The 22013-nt window shown below is 65.7% G+C and carries 20 protein-coding genes; 5 read left to right on the top strand and 15 right to left on the bottom strand.

The annotated features are described in order from the left end of the window. Positions 1–7: 7 nt before the first annotated feature. On the bottom strand, positions 8–2236 hold the full coding sequence (locus tag NVV99_RS13510; protein WP_260782899.1) for a glycoside hydrolase family 3 C-terminal domain-containing protein: 2229 nt from the start codon (positions 2234–2236) through the stop codon (positions 8–10). Between the two features lie 126 nt (positions 2237–2362). Here NVV99_RS13510 and NVV99_RS13515 point away from each other — a divergent pair, with 126 nt between their 5' ends. Continuing rightward, positions 2363–4216, top strand: coding sequence for a TerD family protein (locus NVV99_RS13515; RefSeq protein ID WP_041804043.1), 1854 nt, complete (start codon positions 2363–2365; stop codon positions 4214–4216). Between the two features lie 67 nt (positions 4217–4283). Here NVV99_RS13515 and NVV99_RS13520 read toward each other — a convergent pair whose 3' ends face one another. The 13 genes from NVV99_RS13520 to NVV99_RS13580 all read right to left on the bottom strand — a co-directional run bounded on the left by NVV99_RS13520 (position 4284) and on the right by NVV99_RS13580 (position 11576). Further along, positions 4284–4643 (bottom strand): hypothetical protein, encoded by a 360-nt coding sequence (locus NVV99_RS13520; RefSeq protein ID WP_024103534.1) that lies wholly within the window; start codon positions 4641–4643, stop codon positions 4284–4286. 19 nt (positions 4644–4662) lie between these two features. Further along, on the bottom strand, positions 4663–5250 hold the full coding sequence (locus tag NVV99_RS13525; RefSeq protein WP_024103535.1) for a DUF3558 domain-containing protein: 588 nt from the start codon (positions 5248–5250) through the stop codon (positions 4663–4665). 85 nt (positions 5251–5335) lie between these two features. Further along, a complete protein-coding gene (locus tag NVV99_RS13530; protein WP_024103536.1) occupies positions 5336–5695 on the bottom strand; it encodes a hypothetical protein in 360 nt (119 codons plus the stop codon). A 19-nt stretch (positions 5696–5714) separates the two neighbouring features. After that, positions 5715–6302, bottom strand: a complete 588-nt coding sequence (locus NVV99_RS13535; RefSeq protein ID WP_024103537.1) for a DUF3558 domain-containing protein — start codon at positions 6300–6302, stop codon at positions 5715–5717. A gap of 85 nt (positions 6303–6387) precedes the next feature. Continuing rightward, entirely contained in the window at positions 6388–6750 is a 363-nt protein-coding gene (locus tag NVV99_RS13540) for a hypothetical protein (RefSeq protein WP_024103538.1), read from the bottom strand. Positions 6751–6774: 24 nt separating this feature from the next. Then, positions 6775–7365, bottom strand: a complete 591-nt coding sequence (locus NVV99_RS13545; RefSeq protein WP_024103539.1) for a DUF3558 domain-containing protein — start codon at positions 7363–7365, stop codon at positions 6775–6777. A gap of 85 nt (positions 7366–7450) precedes the next feature. Continuing rightward, positions 7451–7810 carry a hypothetical protein gene (locus NVV99_RS13550; protein WP_024103540.1) on the bottom strand — a complete coding sequence of 120 codons (360 nt, stop codon included), beginning with the start codon at positions 7808–7810 and terminating at the stop codon, positions 7451–7453. A 19-nt stretch (positions 7811–7829) separates the two neighbouring features. Then, positions 7830–8417: a DUF3558 domain-containing protein gene (locus NVV99_RS13555; protein WP_024103541.1), complete on the bottom strand. Its 588-nt coding sequence runs from the start codon at positions 8415–8417 to the stop codon at positions 7830–7832. A gap of 85 nt (positions 8418–8502) precedes the next feature. Then, entirely contained in the window at positions 8503–8862 is a 360-nt protein-coding gene (locus NVV99_RS13560; protein WP_024103542.1) for a hypothetical protein, read from the bottom strand. A 25-nt stretch (positions 8863–8887) separates the two neighbouring features. Continuing rightward, the gene (locus NVV99_RS13565; RefSeq protein ID WP_080678558.1) at positions 8888–9478 is read right to left on the bottom strand and encodes a DUF3558 domain-containing protein; all 591 of its coding nucleotides are present in this window, start codon (positions 9476–9478) and stop codon (positions 8888–8890) included. A gap of 85 nt (positions 9479–9563) precedes the next feature. Further along, positions 9564–9923: a hypothetical protein gene (locus NVV99_RS13570; RefSeq protein WP_024103543.1), complete on the bottom strand. Its 360-nt coding sequence runs from the start codon at positions 9921–9923 to the stop codon at positions 9564–9566. 8 nt (positions 9924–9931) lie between these two features. Next, on the bottom strand, positions 9932–10522 hold the full coding sequence (locus tag NVV99_RS13575; protein ID WP_024103544.1) for a DUF3558 domain-containing protein: 591 nt from the start codon (positions 10520–10522) through the stop codon (positions 9932–9934). Between the two features lie 55 nt (positions 10523–10577). After that, complete coding sequence (locus tag NVV99_RS13580) at positions 10578–11576, bottom strand: alpha/beta fold hydrolase (protein ID WP_041803609.1); 999 nt, start codon at positions 11574–11576, stop codon at positions 10578–10580. A gap of 53 nt (positions 11577–11629) precedes the next feature. Between NVV99_RS13580 and NVV99_RS13585 the strand changes: the two genes are divergently transcribed. Both NVV99_RS13585 and NVV99_RS13590 read left to right on the top strand, forming a co-directional pair. Then, positions 11630–12193, top strand: coding sequence for a TetR/AcrR family transcriptional regulator (locus NVV99_RS13585; protein WP_024103546.1), 564 nt, complete (start codon positions 11630–11632; stop codon positions 12191–12193). A gap of 79 nt (positions 12194–12272) precedes the next feature. Continuing rightward, entirely contained in the window at positions 12273–15071 is a 2799-nt protein-coding gene (locus NVV99_RS13590; protein WP_024103547.1) for an aconitate hydratase, read from the top strand. A 24-nt stretch (positions 15072–15095) separates the two neighbouring features. Here the strand turns inward: NVV99_RS13590 and NVV99_RS13595 are convergent, their stop codons facing one another. Beyond that, positions 15096–16007 carry a LysR family transcriptional regulator gene (locus NVV99_RS13595; RefSeq protein ID WP_024103548.1) on the bottom strand — a complete coding sequence of 304 codons (912 nt, stop codon included), beginning with the start codon at positions 16005–16007 and terminating at the stop codon, positions 15096–15098. Between the two features lie 175 nt (positions 16008–16182). On the opposite strand from NVV99_RS13595, the gene NVV99_RS13600 reads away from it, so the two are divergent. Together NVV99_RS13600 and NVV99_RS13605 are read left to right on the top strand one after the other, a co-directional pair. Next, complete coding sequence (locus tag NVV99_RS13600) at positions 16183–17388, top strand: glutamate dehydrogenase (protein WP_024103549.1); 1206 nt, start codon at positions 16183–16185, stop codon at positions 17386–17388. A 174-nt stretch (positions 17389–17562) separates the two neighbouring features. Then, positions 17563–21945, top strand: a complete 4383-nt coding sequence (locus tag NVV99_RS13605; protein WP_242411703.1) for an AAA domain-containing protein — start codon at positions 17563–17565, stop codon at positions 21943–21945. The last annotated feature ends 68 nt before the right edge of the window (positions 21946–22013 follow it).

Raw genomic sequence — 22013 nt, forward strand, 5'->3', positions numbered from 1 at the left:
TCTGCCTTCACTCCTGCTGGTTGACCACATCGAGAAGCTGCTGGATCTGCTCCGGCTCGACCCCTGGAGCGAATCCGGCGAGGCGACCGAGCGGCATCGACGCTGCCATCTTCAGAACACTCTCGTCGACCCCGACCTCGCCGCCGAGCGAACCGAACGCCTGCAGGACGATCTCGGCGGCCGCGGGGTTCTGGAACAGTTCTCCGAGAGACGATTCCATCGTCAGCGGAATTCGCACCGCGTCGCCCGTCATGTCGACGGTGAGCGTCTGCCGGATGTCGCGGCTCGACGCACCGATGTCGATGCTGTACGTGCCACCTTCGACCACCCAGGAATCGACGCGGGTGTCCCAGTAGGCGAGGTCGTCGCGTCGGATACTCACGGCCACACGTTGCGATTCGCCGGAATCCAGACGGACCTTGGTGAAGCCCTTCAACTCTCGCGGCGCCCGAGCAACGGACGAACCGGGTGCACCGGCGTACACCTGCACGACCTCGGCGCCCGCACGCCCACCCGTGTTGGTGACGGTGACGTGCACCGTGAGATCGCCGTCGGATTCCACAGCGGCATCGGAGTATTCGAACGTCGTGTACGACAAGCCGTGACCGAAGGGGAAGGACACGTCGAGGCGACGCGCGTCGTACGAACGGTATCCGACGAACAATCCTTCTCCGTACCGCACGTGGCCGTGTTCGCCCGGGAAGTTCGTGTGCGCCGGGGTGTCCTCGAGCCGGATCGGGACGGTCTCCGCGAGGCGGCCGCTCGGATTCGCGTGCCCGTAGAGCACGTCGGCGACGGCGCCCCCACCGGCCTGCCCGAGCAGCCACCCTTCCACGATCGCAGGAACACGGTCGGCGAAGCCGCTGAGCCGCACGACACCGCCGTTCGACAACACGACGACGACGTTCGGGTTCGCCGCCAGCACAGCATCGAGCAGCGCGGTTTGACGCTGCGGGAGTTCGAGGTCGTCGCGGTCGAAACCTTCGGATTCGAGTTCGGCGGGTACACCGAGGAACACGACCGCGATATCGGCGTCTGCGGCACGCTTCACTGCCTCATCGACGAGTTCGGCCGAGTCCGATCCGTCGAGCGCATAACCGGCGGCGAAGGGAACGTCCCGGCCGGACAGCGACCGGATCTCGTCGAGCGCGTTGTCGAGGCGCGTCGGTTCGATCCGGGACGATCCAGCGCCCTGGTAGCGCGGCGTGCGGGCCAGTTCGCCGATCACCGCAATGTTCGCGTCGGTGGCGAGGGGGAGCAGGTCGTTCTCGTTGCGGAGCAGCACGATGCTCTGCGCGGCCACCTCGCGTGCGAGGGCGTGATGGGCATCGGCGTCGAAGGTCGCGCCGGGATCGGACGCAGCGACGGCCTTCTGCACCAGTTCGATCACCCGCGCGGCTGCCGTGTCGAGGACCGATTCGTCGACCGTGCCCGCCCGTACCGCCGCGACGATCTCGGCGTCCGTACGACCTCCTGTGGACGGCATCTCGAGATCCAGACCTGCCGCGAGGGACGCGACGCGGTCGTCGACAGCACCCCAGTCGCTCACCACCAGACCCTCGAAACCCCACTCGCCGCGCAGGACGTCGGTGAGCAGCCACGGGTTACGGGACGAGTACACCCCGTTGATCCGGTTGTACGAGCACATCACCGTCCACGGCTGCGCGTCGCGCACGACCCGCTCGAAGGCACGCAGATAGATCTCCCGCAGTGGCCGCGGGTCGACGTCGGCGGAGACCCGCATCCGGTCGGTCTCCTGGTTGTTCGCTGCGAAGTGCTTGAGTGACGCACCGACACCCTGCGACTGCATGCCGTGCACGAGCGCAGCGCCCAGAACACCCGAGAGCAGCGGATCTTCCGACAGGTACTCGAAGTTCCGGCCGCACAATGGGGAGCGCTTGATGTTGATACCGGGCCCGAGCAGGACACCGACCTGCAGTGCGCGGGCCTCCGCGCCCAACGCCGCGCCGACGCGCTCGAGCAACTCCGGGTCGAAGGAACACCCCAGCGCGACGGCAGGCGGGAAGCAGGTCGCGGGCACGGACGAGTGCAGACCGAGATGGTCGCCCTCGGCGGTCTGCTTCCGCACACCGTGCGGCCCGTCGGTGAGCATGATCGAGGGGATGTTCTCGCGCGCAACCGGTTCGGTGTGCCAGAAGTCGAGGCCGCTGGTGAGCGACGCCTTCTCCTCGACGGTCAGTCGCGCCACGATCTCGAGAGGTGAGCGGTCGGTCATGCTGCTCCTTCGGCGGGGTCGGTCCGCTGCACCATAACCCCTCGGGGAGACGGACGATATCGACGGAGCCGGCGCGTGTGGTACATCGGGAGGGCGGTGTCGATCCTGTCGGTCGACTGGTCGAGAATGTCCGATTGTGGTGGTTCTCGTCGGGGGACGAAGCGATCGGAGGAGTACGTGATCGAAGTGCATGCACCGGCGGAGGGGTCCGTGACGTTGCCCCGCGACCATCGATGGGTGGTGGTCGACGTCGAGACCTCGGGTGTACGTCCCAACGCCCACAGGGTCCTGAGCGTGGCCGCCCTCGTGTTGCGCGAGGACGGGTCCGTCGAGCGAGAGTTCTCGACTCTCGTCGACCCCGGCTGCGACCCGGGACCGGTGCACATCCACAACCTCACGCGGGAGCGCCTCACCGGGTCGCCGCGCTTCGAGGACATCGCCGGCGAACTCGCCGGGATTCTTGACGGCGCCACACTCGTCGCCCACAACGCGTCGTTCGACTACGGGTTCCTCGACGCCGAGTTCCGTCGGGCCGGCACCTCGCTTCCGGCGGAGCACCGCCTGTGCACGCTCGCGTTGTCGCGCCGGCTAGAACTCGACGTCCCCAACTACCGGTTGGCCACCCTCGCGCAGCACTGGCAGGTCCAGCAGTTGCAGGAGCACGACGCCTACGACGACGCGCGCGTCCTGTCGGAGATATTCCTGCGCAGCGCCGCCATGGCCGACAACCTGCAGTTGCCGCTACCCGTCGTGAACTGCCGCAGTCGCAAGTCGGTGTATCCCGCATCCATCCCGCGGGTCGCGTGCCAGTGGAAGAACCCGGGTCGTCTCGGCGACGACGGCCTCGTCCAGGGCATGAAGGTCGTGATCAGCGGCTCCACCGTCACTCCGCGTGTCGCGCTCGCGAACCGCCTGACCGACGCCGGACTCGACGTGATGAACAACGCGAGCAAGCAGACCAGCGTCGTGGTGTGCAACGACCCCACGGTGCAGACCGCCAAGGTCCGCAAGGCGATGTCCGAAGGCATTCCCGTGATCAGCGAACACCAGCTCGAGGACCTGTTGACGCGAGTGCGGCCGGGCGAACCGAAGGTCGCGACCGTCGTCGACATCATCCCACCGCCGGAACCGCAGGTCGCGGTGGTGCCTCAGGTCCGAACACTGACGGGGCAGAAGCCCAAGATGTGGACCGGACGCAAGGTGCTGTTGCTCGGCGGCACGCATCTGCAAGCCGTCATGATGCGCTCGCGCCTTACTCAGCTCGGTGCCCGGCCGGCCCTCAACTTCACGGCCGCCGTCACCGACGTGCTGGTCCTCGAAGGGGGAGAGGCCGACAAGCGGATGGCGCGGGTCGCGGCGCGCGAGCTGCCCGTCCTGCGACCCGACGACGTCGATGCCGCGGTGGAGAACGGAGTGGTGCCCCCGCACATGCGGGCGGAGTCGCGGCTGACGGCGCCGGTGCTGTCCCGCGGTGAGGTGACCGACCTGCCGTCCGACAGTCACCGCTGGGCCGTGAACGTCGCCTGGAAAGCCGAAGCCGTCGGCGACGAATTCGATCTCGACATTGTGGCCTTCCTGCTCGGCGCCGACGAGAAGGTCGACACCGACGACGATTTCGTCTTCTACAACAACCCGCTCTACGACGACGGTGTCGTCGAACTGACCATCGACGGGTCGAGCGAGCACTGCATCCGCATCGACCTCGCGGAACTCCCCGCCGAATGCGAACGCATCGCCATCGCCGCGGCCATCGACGGCAACCGCACCTTCGGTGAACTCGGCGCGGTATCGGTCGGCGTCGACAGCGAGGCCGGCACCGCCGCGACCTTCGTGCTCGACGCCGGCACCACCGAACGCACCATGGTGCTCGCCGAGATCTACCGTCGCGCCGGCACATGGCGGCTGCGCGCGGTGGGGCAGGGATACGACGACGACCTCGCAGCCCTCGCCCGCCGGTACGGGGTGGAGGTCGACGACTGATTTCTGCTCGTCGTTCGGGCGGAGTTCAGCTGAGCGTCGCGGAGCACGAAACGGTCGTCGGTGCGCGCTATTGCGCGCTTTGATGGCCGTTTCCCGCTCCGCTGTCGGGGTCGGTGGCGGAGAGTTGTCGTGCCCAGTCGGATTCGGTGTCGAGGAAGGCTTCCCCGCCGGTGGCGAAGGCGTCGCGGAGTTGCTTCAAGGCTTGGCTGAACTGCTCGATGCGTTCCATAGCTGACTCAGGCGTCCCCGAGGCCTTCCGACGGTAACCTGCAGCGAGTTGCTGCGCAGAATCGAAGTCGCCAAAACCGTGGACTGCAGTGAGTCTGGAAGCGGTCCGTGCTGCGGTCTCGAACTCGTCCAACATGACGTTGCAGATCTGCAGAATCTCATCGATCACATGTGGTTCGAGTCTGGTGAAGTCAGGCATACGTCCTCATCCTCCGCTCTCACTCGGGAATGTAAGGCTCGAGCGAGGTGACGAATTGATCCATGCCCGAGCACCATTCACTCTCGGGCGCCGGTTCTACCGTGTCAGTGTAGTAAAGCCGGTTGAACAGCACGACTCCGAATTCCGCTTGCAATGCGTACGTGCACTCGTTGTTCCCGCTCGGTCCCACCTCGCGTAGTCCGGCTCTGCCGTTGATCGTGATCGGGGAAGCCACATGGGCGTTCTTCGAGTGCTCTTCCTCGAGGGTGACGTTCCCGGACAAGATGTTGAGCCCGTAGCCACGGCGCACGCCTGGGATGTGGTCCCGTTTGTCGTAAGCGCAGCCGAGGAAGGTGTACGTCCCCATCGGCATGTCCGCGATTTCTTTCTTCGCCGCGTCGTACCCGGCCGCGTGCATGACGTCGTCGGGTATGTCGTAGCAGGGGTCGAAGGTGACTGGTGGTCGGCCGGAGTCGTCGGTGATGCGCGGGGTTCGGGTTGTCGTGGTGGCGGTTTCGTCTCCAGCGGCGTCGTCCGCGGCGCTCGGGCTGCACGCCGTCACCACTGCCGCGACTGTTGCGAACGTGACGATGCCCCACCTGCCCATGCGACCCCCCGATCGATTGTCGGGCAGACGCTAACACAACAGCCCGAGGTGGTGCTTCGGAGCGCGAAGTGGTCAGAGGTGCGCGTTATTGCGCGCCCTGATGACTATTTGGCGCTCCGTTGTCGGGGTCGGTGGCGGCGAGTTGGCGGGCCCAGTCGGATTCGGTGTCGAGGAAGGCTTCTCCGCCGGTTGCGAAGGCGTCGCGGAGTTGGGTGAGGGCATCGATGAACTGCTCGACGCGTTCCTTCGCCGATTCCGGAGTGCCCGCAGCCTTCCGTCGGTATCCCGCGGCGAGTTGCTGGGCCGATTCGAAGTCGCCGAAACCATCGGTTCTTGTGAGGTTGTTGGCGTTCTTTCGTGCAGCTTCCATCTCGGAGATCATGACTCCGCAGATTCTGAGGATTTCCGTGAGTACTTCAGGTTCAAGCCGTGCGTAGTCGGCCAATGTTCCTCCCGTACGTTGACTACTTTGCGATGAATGGTTCGATCTCTATAACGAGTTCTTTCATGCCCAAACACCATTCACTCTGAGGCGCTGGCCCCACATGATCTGCGTTGTACAGACGGCTGAAGATAGCAATTCCGAAGTCAGTCTCTAGGGCATACGCGCATGCGTCCCGGTCGCTCGAATCGACTTCAAGGAGTGCCCGGCGTCCGTTGATCGAGGTTTCAGTCGCGATATGGCCGTTCTTCGCAAGTTCCTCATCGAAGGAAACATTTCCCGACAGAATGCTCAGGTTGAAGCCACGTCGGACTCCCGGAACGAAGTCGTCCTTACGATACGAGCATCCGAGGAACGTGTAGGTACCCATCGGATAATCCGCAAGCTCTTTCTTCGCCGCGTCGTACCCGGCTGCGTTCATGACGTCGTCGGGGATGTCGTAGCAGGGATCGAAGGCGACCGGTGGTCGGCCGGAGTCATCGGTGATGCGCGGAGTGCGGGTGGTCGAAATTGCGGCCTCGTCGCTCGTGGCCGTCTCCGCGGCGCTCGGACTGCACGCCGTCACCACTGCCGCGACTGCAGTGAGCGCAACTGTTCTCCACCTGCCCATGCGACCCCCCGATCGATTGTCGGGCAGACGCTAACACAACCGTCCCGGGCACTGCTCCGGAGCGCAGAATGGTCAGAGGTGCGCGTTATTGCGCGCCCTGATGACTATTTGGCGCTCCGTTGTCGGGGTCGGTGGCGGCGAGTTGGCGGGCCCAGTCGGATTCGGTGTCGAGGAAGGCTTCTCCGCCGGTGGCGAAGGCGTCGCGGAGGTGGGTGAGGGCATCGATGAACTGCTGCATGCGTTCGCTCGCTGATTGTGGCGTTCCAGCGCCTTTGCGGCGATAGCCCGCAGCAAGTTGTTTGGCGGACTCGAAATCTCCGAATCCACGCGCGTCGTAGAGTCCGTCAGCGAGCGTCTTGGACTCTCGGAGTTCATCCAGCATCACCTCGCAGATTCGAAGTATCTCCGCGACCACACCCGGTTCGAGCCGCACGAAGGGCGACGACATCATCTCTCCTGACGATTCGACAGTTCAATCGGTGACATACGGCTCGATCGAAGACACCAACTCCTCGAAGTCGGTGCACCACTCTTCGATCGGCGGGCCCCCGGGATAATCCGGGTGGTAAAGCCTGTTCAAGATGACGACCCCGAAACTTGTTTGCAACAGGTAGCTGCATGTGAGGCTTCGATCGGGATCGACCCTCATCGCAGCAGGGCGACCGTTGATGGTCGTCGGTGTCGCTCCGGTCGGATTCTCCGCAAGCTGCTCGTCGAGAGACACGTTTCCTGACAACAAAGTGAGGTCGTAGCGAGCGAGCACCCCCGGGATCTTGACAGTGCCTTTGTATCGGCACCCCAGGTAGGTGTACGTCCCCATCGGCATGTCCGCGATTTCTTTCTTCGCCGCGTCGTACCCGGCCGCGTTCATGACGTCATCGGGGATGTCGTAACAGGGATCGAAAGCGACGGGCGGGCGGCCGGAGTCGTCGGTGATGCGCGGGGTTCGGGTTGTCGTGGTGGCAGTTTCGTCGCCTACAGCGACATCATCAGCTGAACCCGGACTGCACGCCGTCCCCATGACAGCCAGTGCTGCGAGCGCAACGATGCCCCACCTGCCCATGCGACCCCCCGATCGATTGTCGGGCAGACGCTAACACAACCGTCCCGGGCACTGCTCCGGAGCGCGAAATGGTCAGAGGTGCGCGTTATTGCGCGCCCTGATGACTATTTGGCGCTCCGCTGTCGGGGTCGGTGGCGGCGAGCTGGCGGGCCCAGTCGGATTCGGTGTCGAGGAAAGCTTCCCCGCCGGTTGCGAAGGCGTCGCGGAGTTGGGTGAGGGCATCGATGAACTGCTCGACGCGTTCCTTCGCCGATTCCGGAGTGCCCGCAGCCTTCCGTCGGTATCCCGCGGCGAGTTGCTGGGCTGATTCGAAGTCGCCGAAACCATCAGTTCTCGTGAGTCTGTCTGCAAATTGCAGCGATTGCTCAAACTCGGCGAGCATGACGCCACAAATGCGGACGATCTCGTCCACAACCTCAGGTTGTAGTCGTGTGTGGTCGTGCATCGCTACTCCATCCGAGGAATCACTTATCGATGAATGATTCGATTTTGGTCACGAGCTCGATCAATCCTGCGCACCACTCGCTTTGAGGGGCAGGGCCTGCATGGTCTGCGTAGTACAGCCTGCTAACGATGACGAGTCCGAAGTCAGTCTGCAGAACGTAGGCACACGTATTCCTATCTGCAGGGTTGATTTCTAGGAGAGCTCGACGCCCGCCTATGCTCGTCTCCGTCGCCATATGCCCGTTCTTTGCGCGCTCTTCCTCGAAGGTGACGTTTCCGGACAAGATGTTGAGCCCGTAGCCACGGCGCACGCCTGGGATGTGGTCCCGTTTGTCGTAAGCGCAGCCGAGGAAGGTGTACGTCCCCATCGGCATGTCCGCGATTTCTTTCTTCGCCGCGTCGTACCCGGCCGCGTGCATGACGTCGTCGGGTATGTCGTAGCAGGGATCGAAGGTGACTGGTGGTCGGCCGGAGTCGTCGGTGATGCGCGGAGTGCGGGTCGTTGACGTAGTTACGTCGTCGTGGGTGGCGTCGTCAGCGGTGCTCGGACTGCACGCCGTCGCCACTACCGCCGCTGCAGCGAGCGCGACGATTCCCCACCTGCTCATGCGACCCCCCGGTCGATTGTCGGCCAGACGCTAACACAACCGCCGATGGCAGTACTCCGGAGCGCGAAATGGTCAGAGGTGCGCGTTATTGCGCGCTCTGATGACCGTTTCCCGCTTCGCTGTCGGGGTCGGTGATGGCGAGTTGGCGAGCCCAGTCGGCTTCGGTGTCGAGGAAAGCTTCTCCGCCGGTGGCGAAGGCGTCGCGAAGTTGGGTGAGAACGAGGGTGAATTGTTCAATGCGCTCGATTGCAGATTCAGGGGTGCCGGACGCTTTGCGTCTATAGCCGGCGGCAAGTTGTTGGGCGGACGCGAAGTCGCCAAAGCCACGAACGTCGGGGAGCTTCGCTGCGGTCGTTTGGGCGTCCTCGAACTCCCGAAGCATCACCTCGCAGATACGGACAATTTCGTCGACGACATGCGGTTCGAGCCTGGCGAAGTCACTCATCGAGGGTCCTTCGAATAGTTGTGGTTCACGTGGGGAGGAAAGGCTCAATCGAGTTGGCAAGCTCCTCCAATCCTGTGCACCATTCCCCGATCGGAGCAGATCCTGGGTAGTCCGTGTGGTATATCCGGGTGAGCATGAGGAGGCCGAAGCCAGTTTCTACGACGTATTTACAGGTGTCATTCCGATTTGGATCGACTTCGAGGAGGGCGCGCCGGCCATTGATGGAAACTGCTGTAGCGATGTGCGCGTTGTTGCTGTGTTCTTCATCGAGTGTCACGTTTCCAGCAAGAATGTTGAGACCATATCCGCGTCTGGTACCAGGAATTTTGTTGTCATCGCGATATGTGCATCCTAGGAACGTATAAGTCCCCATCGGCATGTCCGCGAGTTCCTTCTTTGCCGCGTCGTACCCGGCTGCGTTCATGACGTCGTCGGGTATGTCGTAGCAGGGGTCGAAGGTGACTGGCGGTCGGCCGGAGTCGTCGGTGATGCGCGGGGTTCGGGTTGTCGTGGTGGCGGTTTCGTCGCCTACAGCGACGTCATCAGCTGAACCCGGACTGCACGCCGTCCCCATGACAGCCAGTGCTGCGAGCGCGACGATTCCCCACCTGCCCATGCGACCCCCCGATCGATTGTCGGGCAGACGCTAACACAACCGTCCCGGGCACTGCTCCGGAGCGCAGAATGGTCAGAGGTGCGCGTTATTGCGCGCCCTGATGACTATTTGGCGCTCCGCTGTCGGGGTCGGTGGCGGCGAGTTGGCGGGCCCAGTCGGCTTCGGTATCGAGGAAGGCTTCCCCGCCGGTGGCGAAGGCGTCGCGGAGGTGGGTGAGAGCGTCGATGAACTGCTGCACGCGTTCTCTGGCCGACTCCGGTGTGCCCGCAGCCTTCCGGCGGTACCCCGCTGCGAGTTGTTGAGCGGAGTCGAAGTCGCCGAAGCCGCGCGTATCTGTGAGGTTGTCGGCCATCGCTTTGGATGCGTCCAACTCCACCAACATAACCTTACAAACTCGCAATATCTCGGATACAACATGCGGCTCGAGCCTGGTGAAGTCTGGCATGTAAGCCCCTACTTACTTCCGATGAACGGTTCGAGTGAAGTAACGACTTCTTCCATGCCTGAACACCACTCAATCTGAGGTACTTCTCGTGTGTGGTCCTTGTTGTAGAGCCGGTTGAAGAAGACAACACCGAAATCGGTCTGAAGAACGTATTTGCATGCGGCAGGGTTCTCCTGGTCGATCTTGAGCAGTGCCCGACGGTCGTTGATGGTGGTTTCGGTCGCTATGTGGCCGTTCTTCGCGAGTTCTTCGTCGAGGGTCACATTCCCGGACAGGATGCTGAGGTTGTACCCGCGCCGGACTCCCGGGACGTGGTCATCCTTTCGGTACGTACAACCGAGGAACGTGTAGGTACCCATCGGGTAGTCCGCGACTTCCTTCTTCGCCGCGTCGTACCCGGCTGCGTTCATGACGTCGTCGGGGATGTCGTAGCAGGGGTCGAAGGTGACGGGCGGACGACCGGAGTCGTCGGTGATGCGCGGGGTGCGGGTGGTCGACGTCGTCGTCTCGTCTCCTGTGGCATCGTCCGCGGCGCTCGGACTGCAGGCCGTCGCGACTGCCGCGACTGCTGCGAGCGTGACGATTCCCCACCTGCCCATGCGACCCCCCGATCGATTGTCGGGCAGACGCTAACACAACCGCTCCGCTACCGCGTCAGCCCTGCTCGACCCCGCGCCAGAACTCGGGTAGTTCCGAGTTCAGTCGATCTTTTGCCTGCATGGGGAGCGAGTGCGTCGTGTCGGGAAAGACCAGAACCTCGGCATCAGCGAGTTGCCGTGCTCGATCGGCTGCTTTCTTGCTTCCGACGAGTGAATCACGCTCCGCGATAGCGACATAGGTGGGCATAACCAAAGCCGCAAGCTCGTCGTCGCTCAGGGGCGACGGGGTCGGTAGTGCGGCGGAGAAATGCTCCGAACCCTCCGAGATCATCGTCGCCATGGCGTCATCGGAGTCATAGTCGTCGACACCCCCGACCTTCGCGAGTGCCGTGTCCCGCCAATCGGTCGGAAGGCCCGGCAGTGTCGACACCGACGCCCAGAACAACATTCGGGCAGGGGGATAGCCGAAGGTGAACACAGGCTCGAGCAGCGTCAGCGACCGGACTTTCTCGGGGAACTGCTTCGCGTAGGACGCTGCGCTCGCCCCGCCGAAGGAATGTCCGACGACATGAGCGGTCTCCACTCCGAGACCTGAGAGCGTGTCATCGATCCACAGCGCCTGGTCGTCCGTGGAGGTCAGAGGTGCCGCCTGGACGGACAAGCCTGCGTCGCCGAGAGCATCGAACGCGAGAACGCGGTGCTCGGGGAGGAAGCCCGGAAGGTTCTCGCCCCACATCGGCACACCCGACGCGCGGCCCGGGACGAGAACGACGGGCACCGAGTCGACCGTCCGAGGCGACGTCCATTCGTAGACGCGGACCGTGCCGAACCGAGTAGGAACGTCGTGAACTGCAGAAGGTGGCGGCAGCGCAGACATCGCTCTCTCGTAGGCAGCGACGTAACCGGCCCGACCGGAATCGCTGCGGAAGTGGCCGACTCCCGGCGCGCCGAAGAAGAACTGATAGGCGGCGACCAGGCCGACGACTGCGAGTATCGCGACCAGCGCCGTGCCGGCGCGTCGAATGAATCTGTTCGATCGAGTGCGCTGGGTCATCGGGAGCCTCTGATCGTCGACGTTGCAATATGTTCATATTGTATCTTGGGATCATGCCGAGAGTCGTCGACCATGCGCAACGCCGTAGGGAGATCGTGTACGCGCTGTGGGCGGTCATCCACGAGCGAGGAATCGACGGCGTGACCTTCCAGGCGGTGGCGGCCGCCGGGGGAGTGTCGATCGGCCGTATCCAGCACTACTTCGATTCCAAGGAACACCTCATCCGTACGGGCGCCGAATTCATGGTCGCCGAGGCCGAAAAACGCTACGAACGAGCAGAATCCGATCCGCAGGCAGCGCTCGTCGCGCTTCTCGCTCAACCAGTCCCGACGGACGAAGCCGGACGTCTCGGGGTGTCCGTCTGGTATGCCTACCTCGCCAAGTCCGCGAGCGACCCCTGGATCCGTGCGTTCCTGGAAGAGTCGACAAAAGGAACAACAGAGGAGGCCCGGCGACTCCTCGAAGAACTGGGCATGCCACCCGACAAAGCGCGAACGGAAGCCCTACGCCTCGTCGCACTCGGCAACGGCATCACACAGGCCGTCCTGGTCGGCGTCACGGAACCGCCCGACGGCATCGCTCTCATCACCGACGAGGTCGCACGCACCACCAGCTGAACCCACGTGATTGCCGCGCAGCGGAACGGGCTACCCATCCGGGTAACCACCGGAAACATCGCAGTCGGGAGGCACGTTCATGAGTGACGACAGTTTCGGCACGCGCGACACCCTGAAGGTCGACGACACCGACTATCGCATCTATCGCATCGACAAGGTCCCGGGCTCGGAGCGATTGCCCTACAGCCTCAAGGTCCTGTTGGAGAACTTGCTGCGCACCGAGGACGGGCGACTGGTCACCCGGGAGCAGATCGAGGCCGTCGCGGGTTGGGATCCGAAGTCGACGCACAACCCTGAGATCCAGTTCTCCCCGGCACGCGTTCTCATGCAGGACTTCACCGGCGTGCCGTGCGTTGTGGACCTCGTCGCGATGCGCGACGCCATGACGCAGCAGGGCGGCGACCCGAAGCGCATCAACCCTCTGATTCCCACCGAACTCGTCATCGACCATTCGGTGATCGCCGATGTCTTCGGCACCGAGGACGCCTTCCGGGTCAACACCGATCTCGAGTTCCAGCGCAACCGCGAGCGCTACGAGCTGCTGCGCTGGGCGCAGGGAGCGTTCGACGACTTCAAGGTGGTCCCGCCCGGCACCGGCATCTGCCATCAGGTGAACCTCGAGTACCTGGCCCGCGTCGTCTTCACGCGGGAGGACGAGGACGGCGGGCTCGTCGCCTATCCCGACTCGCTTGTCGGCACCGACTCGCACACCCCCATGATCAACGGCCTCGGTGTCGTCGGCTGGGGTGTCGGTGGTATCGAAGCCGAAGCGGCGATGCTGGGCCAGCCCGCGTCGATGTTGATCCCGCAGGTCGTCGGCTTCAAGCTCACCGGCGAGCTGACGGAAGGCACGACGGCGACCGACCTCGTGCTCACCGTCGCCGAGATGCTCCGCAAGACAGGCGTGGTCGGCAAGTTCGTCGAGTTCTTCGGTCCCGGTGTCGCCAACGTGCCGCTCGCCAACCGCGCGACCATCGGCAACATGAGCCCCGAGTACGGCTCGACGATCTCGATCTTCCCGATCGACGACGCCACCCTCGACTACCTGCGCCTCACCGGACGCGACGACCGGCAGATCCGCCTCGTCGAGGCGTATGCGAAGGAACAGGGTCTGTGGCACGACCCGGATCGCGAGCCCGAGTACAGCGAGGTCGTCGAACTGGATCTGGCGAAGGTCCGCCCGTCCGTCGCCGGCCCGAAGCGACCGCAGGACCGCATCCCCGTCGCCCTCGCGCCGAAGGCCGTGACCTCGCTGCTCAACGGTGAGGAAGTGCCCGACGTCGTCTCCCGCGTCCAGGATTCGGGTATCGACGAGGGCGTGCTCGAATCGTTCCCCGCCAGCGACCCGGTGTCGGTGCGCAGCGAGGACTCCCGCGACGAGCCGCGCGAGCCCGTACCCGACGATGCCGATACCTCGGCGCCGCCGTCGAAGAAGGTCCCGGTGCGGATCGGCGACGGCGACGAGTTCGAACTCGACAACGGCCACGTGGTGATCGCGGCGATCACGTCGTGCACGAACACGTCGAACCCGTCGGTGATGATCGGCGCGGCGCTGCTCGCCAAGAAGGCCGTGGAGAAGGGGCTGCGGAGCAAGCCGTGGGTGAAGACCACGCTGGCTCCGGGGTCGCGGATCGTCACCGACTACTACGAACGTTCGGGTCTGACACCGTATCTCGACAAGCTCGGCTTCAACCTCGTCGGCTACGGCTGCACGACCTGCATCGGCAATTCCGGCCCGCTTCCCGACGAGATCGCGGCCGCGATCGACGAGCACGACGTCAACGTCTCGGCCGTGCTGTCGGGCAACCGCAACTTCGAGGGACGCATCCATCCGCAGACGAAGATGAATTTCCTCGCGTCGCCGCCGCTGGTGATCGCGTATGCGCTGGCCGGGTCGATGCTCGTCGACCTCTTCAATGACCCGCTCGGCACCGACAGCGAGGGCAACGAGGTCTATCTGCGCGACATCTGGCCCACGACGCAGGAGATCCAGGAGGTCATCGACGACGCGGTGCGCGCGGAGATGTTCGAGACCGGTTACCAGGACGTCTACACCGGTGACGAGACGTGGCGGAACCTCGACGTGCCCGACAGTGAGGTGTTCGAGTGGAAGGACGAGTCGACCTACGTGCGACGTCCTCCCTACTTCGAGGACATGTCGTCGGAACCCGAGCCGCTGCGCGACATCGAGGGCGCGCGGGTACTCGCGCTGCTCGGCGACTCCGTGACCACCGACCACATCTCGCCGGCCGGTGCGATCCGACGCGACAGCCCCGCGGGTCGCTACCTGCAGGAGCACGGCGTCGAGCAGGCCGACTTCAACTCCTACGGGTCGCGACGCGGCAACCACGAGGTGATGATCCGCGGCACCTTCGCCAACATCCGACTGCGTAACCAACTGGTGCCGGACGTCGAGGGTGGCGTCACCCGCTATCTGCCGACCGACGAGCAGATGAGCATCTACGACGCCGCGCAGAAGTACGCGGAGGACGGCACACCGCTGGTCGTGCTCGCGGGCGCGGAGTACGGGTCGGGCTCGTCGCGTGACTGGGCGGCCAAGGGCACGTTGCTGTTGGGGGTGCGCGCGGTGATCGCGCAGTCGTACGAGCGCATCCACCGCTCCAACCTCATCGGTATGGGCGTGCTGCCGTTGCAGTTCCCGGAGGGCGAGTCGGCGCAGAGCCTCGGCCTGACGGGGGAGGAGGAGTTCACCATCACCGGTCTGGCGGACAGCGACGAGATCCCCGAGACCGTGCACGTGAAGGCGGGGGACACGGAGTTCGACGCGACGGTGCGCATCGACACCCCCGCCGAGGCCGAGTACTTCCAGCACGGCGGAATCCTGAAGTACGTGCTGCGTAAGCAGCTCGCGCAGTAGGCAGCGACAGACGGGGGCTCGTGGCTACTGCGCCGCGAGCCCCCGTTCCGCTGCGGCGGTGCGCACCGCGTCGATCACGAGGCGCAGCGGCGGCCGTTCCGACGCGACCCCGCGATGCGCGATGGAGATCGTGCGCACGAGCGGTTCGGTCAGCGCCACCACCTCGACCCCGGGTGAGCTCAACGTCAGCCCGAGATCGGAGACGAGCGTGACACCCAGCCCCGCGGCGACCATCGCCAGCGCCGTCGCCTGCTCACCGACCTCGTGGTTGATCCTCGGCTCGAACCCCGCACGTTGACACGCGAGGCTCACCGCGCGGCCGAAGTGCGAGTTCGGGCCGGCCAATACCCACGGATGCTCGGCGAGGTCGGCGAGTGCGATGGTGCCCGCCGGCACCGTCCCGGGCGGCACCGCGGCGTGCAGTCGCTCGACCGCGATCACCACCTTGGTCAGCTCCGGATCCCACAACATCGGGTAGCCGGAGTATTCGATGACGAACGAGAAGTCCAGCGATCCGTCACGGACGGCGCCGGCGGTCTCCTCGGGGGCGAGCTCTCGCGTGCGGACCTCGATGCCGGGATGCTCGGTGGCCAGCAATGCCAGCGCGCTGGGGATCAGAGTGGATGCGACGGAGGCCCATACCCCGGCGGTCAGGCGCGCGGTGACCCCGTCGCGGGTCTGTTCGAGCGCGGTCGTCGCGCGCTCCACCGACTGCAGGATCTCCTCGGCGTGTTCGGCGAGCAGCACGCCCGCCTCCGTCAACTGGACCCGACGTCCCCTTCGCTCGAAAAGCGTTGCGCCGACGTCCCGTTCGAGTTGGGTGAGCTGTTGCGAGACAGCCGAGGTGGTGTAATGCAGGGCGAGTGCGGCGGCCGTGACGGTGCCTCGGCGATGCAGTTCTCGAAGCATCCGTAACCGGCGCAGGGACAACTCCATGCCGTCAGCGTAGGGCGCGCCCGGGGACCTGCAACCGCTGTGAGCTCGCGTTGTGTAGAAATCGTGAACTCCGACCTTCGAGTTTCGTAACTGGACGCCCCGCGCCACCCCCGGGCACGCTGGCGTCACCGGCCGAATCGACGTAGCGACGGCTCTGACGAACGGGGGACCGCATATGACCACCATGGCAACACGCGTCGACGCGGTGGACACCCGCAGGGACGAACCCTTCCTGCGTCTCACCTGGACGGATCCGATGACAGGTGCGCACGGCTATCTCGTCGTCCACACCCTGGTGGGCGACCTGGCGACCGGTGGCACCCGCATGCGGGCCGGGTGCACGATGTCGGAGGTCGAGGACCTGGCGCGCGGCATGGCCGCGAAGACCGCGGTGTTCGACCTGCCGGTGGGCGGCGCGAAGGGCGGGATCGACTTCGACCCGAAGGACCCCCGTGCCGTCGATGTGCTGCAGCGCTTCTGCCAGGCGATGCGTCCCTGGTTGAACGCGCACTGGGTCACCGCCGAGGACCTGGGCGTTCCCCAGCACCTCCTCGACGAGGTCTTCGAGCGGCTGGGACTGCACCAGTCCTTCCACGCCGCGATCAACCGTGCGGCAGACCCGGCGATCACCTTGGAGCGGGTACGCACCTCCCTGAACGCCCCGGTCTACGGCGGCTTCCTGCTGGGTGACGTGATCGGTGGTTACGGCGTCGCGCAGGCCTGCATCGCCACCGCGAACGCATATCGCTGGGCACCGGCCGAGACCACCGTCGCGATCCAGGGAATCGGCACGATGGGTGGCGGCGCAGCCTGGTATCTGCACGAAGCGGGCATGCGCGTGACCGCCGTCGCCGATGCCGCAGGAACACTGTATTGCGCTGACGGACTGGACATCACGGCACTGCTCGACCTCCGCGACGAGTACGGGGAGATCGACCGCTCCCGCGTCCCGTCGGACGTCGAGCAACTGCCCCGCGACGCGGTGATCGGCATTCCCGCCGACATCTTCGTCCCCGCCGCCATCTCTTACGCCATCACGGCGGAGAACGTCGGCCGGGTCGCCGGGCGGGTCGTCATCGAGGCCGCGAACTCCGCGACGACGCCCGACGCCGAAGCCGTGCTCACCGGCCGCGGCATCCCGGTGATCCCGGACTTCGTGGCCAACGCCGGCGCGGTCGCGTGGGCATGGTGGGTGCTCCTCGGGTGGGTCGGGACCGATCCGGACGATTCCTTCCAGCGTCTGCGCACCGAGATGCTCACCAAGATCACGCTGCTGGTCGAGCGATGGGCGCTCGATCGGGTGCCGCCGCGGCAGACGGCACGGGAGCTCGGCGCGACCAACCACGCTCCGAGCGCCTCGCGCACGATCACCATCCCTTGACACGTCGACCTCGCTCATTCCTGCAGGTCAGCGTCTTGACGGCGAGACTCGGCGGAAATCGCGGCGCGCGTCGTCCGGGTCCGGAAACGCGTATGTCGACCAAGACTTCTAAGGTGGACATGCCCGTCTCCGTCGACGGGCGGAAGGACGTCCGCAAGGGTGAGTGGAGTGCGAGTGGGGTCAGGCGAGCGCGAACCCGAATTGAGGGATCGCGTGCAGCGCCTGCTCGCCTTCCTGGCCGAGCTCGTCAAGGCCCGCAGCGCACCCGTCCGCGTCGTCGACAAACACCGCGCCGTGATGTCCCTCGAGGAGGGAAACATCAGGGCCGGTCTGCGGGCCCATGCCGCGTCGGGCGACATCATTCTGCGCGCGCGTCGCGCTCAGCTCGAAGAGCCCCCGCGTCCGCCCGCCGAACTCGCGAAATACGTGCACGGAGACATCGCGGAGTCCGCCGTCGAGCCCGAACTCGACCCGCAGGCCATCGATATCGACGGTCTCGACGCCTGGCTGACGGACTGGCGGACGTGGGCGGTCGTCGACCGCGAGCGGCAGGCCGCCTCGCATCTGTACAGCTTCCTGCAGCGAGCGATGCTCGACCTCGAGGACCAGCCGGAATCGCTGGAGCTCGTCGTCGCGTCGGGTCTGCTGCACCTGTCCGAGGGTGTGGCGGGCGCGCGGGTCCACACGCACCTGATCACGCAGACCGCGCTCATCGAGCGGCAGGGCGATTCCGGCGACCTCGTGGTCCGGTTGAGTCCCAGCGCCGGACCGTCGCTCGAAGACGTCCAGCTCCTCACCGGACTGGAGGTCTTCGACCCGACGAGTGTCCGCGAACTGCACGATGCGCTCGTCACCCAGGTCGCGTCGCCCCTCGACCCCGCGGCCCGCGCGTTCTTGAAGAGCTGGGCCGAGCGTGCGCTCACCGTGCCGGTCGACGTCGTCGATCGTGCGGACGAAGCGTCGTCGTCGGATGCGTTCGTGACGCCGTCGCCCGTACTCGTGCTGCGCAAGCGCGGCGCCCACGCGCTCATCGAGTACTACAGCCGCATGACCGAGGCGGCCGCCGACGAGTCGAACCCGGTACCGCTCGGGCTGGCGCAGCTCGTCGAAGCGATCGAACCGGCCGACCGGGTCGCGTGGCTCGACCGCATCGGCACGCCGTCGACCGAGTTCACCGGGGAGCAGTTGCTGCCGCTGCCCGCGAACGAGGAACAGCGCGACATCATCGACCGGCTCGCCGGCGACAGCGGTGTCGTGGTCGAGGGTCCGCCGGGTACGGGCAAGACCCACACCATCGCCAACATCGTCGCGGCGCTACTCGCGCGTGGGCAGCGTGTGCTGGTCACCAGTGAGAAGGCGCAGGCGCTGCGTGTGCTCCGGGAGAAGCTCCCGTCCGAGCTGCAGGAACTGTGCGTGGCCGTCACCGACCCGGTGCACGGCGGCACGGTCGAACTCACTCGCAGTGTCAGCGAAATCGCCATCCGCAAGGCACAATTCAACGTTCGGCGCGCGCAGGAACGTATCGACGAGCTCACCACGCAACGCAACGACGCACTCGAGCGTCGCGCGACGCTGATGGAACAGATCCGGCAGGCGCGCGCGGAGGAGACCGAGGCCCACGCCGATGTCGCCGCCGGCTACGAGGGGACGGCCGCGTCGATCGTCCGGCGGGTCCGCGCGCACGAATCCAAGTACGCGTGGTTGCCCGCGCCTCTGCTCACCGACACCCCACCGCTGACGGTCGACGAACTCGTCACCCTTCACTCGTTGCATCAGCGGTCGAGCGTCGAGCGCGCGCGCCGTCGCCAGCAGCGCTTCCCCGAATTGTCCCTGCCCACCCAGAGGGAACTGCAGTACGCGTGCGCCGCCGTCTCCCAGGCGTCGAGCGGCACGACCAACGGCGAGACACAGGGGCTGTTGCGGGTCCTCGAGGGTGCATCGCTCGAAGCACTCGGCCGCATCCGCGACCTGTGCGAGCAACTGCAGGGTGCCCTCGAGGACGCGGACCGGCTCGACGCCCGAATCCAACGCGTCGCCGACGACGTCCTGTCGGGCCGAGCCCAGCACCTGTGGGGGAAGACCGCCGAGCTCGCCAGGCTCGTGCAGGCCGCGCAGGAGGCCGACCGGATCGTCGGTGCCAGCTCGGTGGACACCTCCGTGACGGGACGTCAGGCCTTCGAGGCGTACGACGCGCTCGCCCGCAAGCTCGAGGCCGGCGACACGTGGCGCAGCGGATTCACCCGGTTCCGGCGCAGCGACGAGCAATCCGCCGTCGAGGCGCTCGGTGAGATCGCGACCGTCGAGGGTGTCGCCGCCACCACCGCCCAGACGGCGCGCATCGTCGCCGAACACCTCCGTGCGCTCGAGGCGATCCGGGTCGCGCGGGTGGTCCTCCGCGACCTCGGTATCGACATCGAACTCGACGAGTCGCGCAGCCGCGCGGTCGGCACCCTCGCGTTCCTCGACCGCGACCGTGCCATCGTCGACAATCTCGTGGCGCGGGTACACGACGTCGAAACGGCACTGCGCGAGGTTCATCCGGGGGCGCCGCGGATCACGAGCATCGAGCAGGCGCGGGCCACCGCCGAGTCGGCACGGACCATCGCCGCCGCGGGCACGGCGGAAGCGAGCAAGAACTGGCTCGAATCCATCGGCATGTACGTGCGAAGTCAGATCTCCGGGGGAGCGTCGCCCGAAGGACGCGCGCTGGCCCGCGCCTTCCATGACGCCGACTTCGACGCCATCAATGCGGCCCTGGACGCGTGGGACCGGGCGGCAGGGGAGCAGCGTGAGGAGCTGGAACTGGTCTCCCTCCACGCGCGCCTGACCTCTGCGGCACCGGCTCTCGCGCAGGCACTCGCCGAGAATCCGCTGAGCCTGGCGTGGCCGGTTCGTCTCGCCGACATCGACGAGGCGTGGGCGTGGCGACGTGCGGACGAATGGGTCCGTCGCTTCCATGAGCGCAGCGACGACGGGCAGTTCGAACGTGACCTCGACGCACTCGAGAAGGACATCGCGCGACTCACGACCGAACTCGTCGAGGACAAGGCGTGGAGCGCGTGTCTCGACCGCACCACGGCCGAGCAGGTGCAGGCGCTCCACTCGTATCGCGATCACATCGCGAGCATCGGTAAGGGCACCGGCCGCTATGCGGAGCGTTATCGGGCGGCGGCGCGCGAGGCCATGCAGGTCGCGCAGGGTGCGGTGCCGGCATGGGTGATGCCGCTGCAGCAGGTGCTGGCTTCGATTCCACCCGAACAGAATTCGTTCGACGTCGTCATCGTCGACGAAGCGAGCCAGACCGACATCAGCAGCCTGTTCCTGCTGTGGCTGGCGCCGCGCGTGATCGTTGTCGGCGACGACAAGCAGTGTGCACCGAGCGCGGTGTCGCTGGGTGCGCTCGACGGGGTGTTCAGCCGTCTCGATTCGTATCTGCCCGACATCCCGAACTACCTGCGCGACAGCTTCACTCCGCGATCGAGTCTGTTCTCGTTGCTGCGGTCGAGGTTCGGCAGCATCGTCCGGCTGCGGGAGCACTTCCGGTCGATGCCAGAGATCATCGCGTGGTCCAGCGACCAGTTCTACGCCGACGACCCGCTCGTGCCCATGCGACAGTACGGCTCCGACCGTCTGCAGCCGTTGCGCACCACGCTGGTCGAGGACGGTGCCGTCACCGGGCAGAACTCGACGCTGATGAACTACGCCGAGGCGCACGCCCTCGTCGACACGCTCGTCAAGTGCGTCGAGGATCCCGCCTACGACGGCAAGACCTTCGGTGTGGTGGTGCTGCAGGGGCAGTTGCAGGTCGACATCATCCAGAACGAACTGCTGGATCGGCTCACCCCGGAGCAGTGGGAGGAACGCAGGCTCCGCGTCGGCACGCCCCCGGACTTCCAGGGAGACGAACGCAACGTGGTGTTCCTGTCGATGGTTGTCGCGCCCGAACAGAACATCGCGGCGTTGACACGGACCGAATATCAACGACGGTTCAACGTCGCGGCCTCGCGTGCCCAGGACCAGCTGTGGTTGTTCCATTCGAGGACCATCGACACGCTGCGCCGCACCGACCTGCGGTACTCGTTGCTCACCCACATGCGGACGACGTCCCCGCGCCCGGCCGAGCCGATGCCCGACGGCGTGACGCGCGACGAGCGGCACGAAGCGTTCGACAGCCTCTTCCAGCAGGACGTCTTCCTCGACGTCGCCGCTCGCGACTATCACGTGAACCCGCGGGTCGAGGTGAACGGTCACTTCATCGATCTGGTCGTGACCGGGGCGGCAGGCAAGCTGGCAGTTGCCTGTGACGACGAACAGTGGCACACGAGCCCCGAACGGCAGAGCGCCGATCTGGAGCGGGAGCGCGAACTGCACCGCAGCGGTTGGAAGTTCTGGCGGGTCCGGGAATCGGAGTACTACCTCGACCCGGTCGCGGCCCTGTCAGGACTCTGGGAGGAGCTGGAGCGTCGCGGAATCACGCCGGGCCGGGTGGATGCAACGGTCGTCGACGACACCGTGGATGCGGGTACACGAACGATGACGGGGATCGGCGACTACTGAGACGACTCGGCCGCCCCAGCGTTCGCGGTGGCCATCGGATGGGGAAAGATCCCCGAAGGCAAGGCCTC

Origin of the sequence: Rhodococcus sp. PAE-6 (assembly GCF_025290685.1) — a bacterium.
Classification (GTDB): domain Bacteria; phylum Actinomycetota; class Actinomycetes; order Mycobacteriales; family Mycobacteriaceae; genus Rhodococcus; species Rhodococcus pyridinivorans.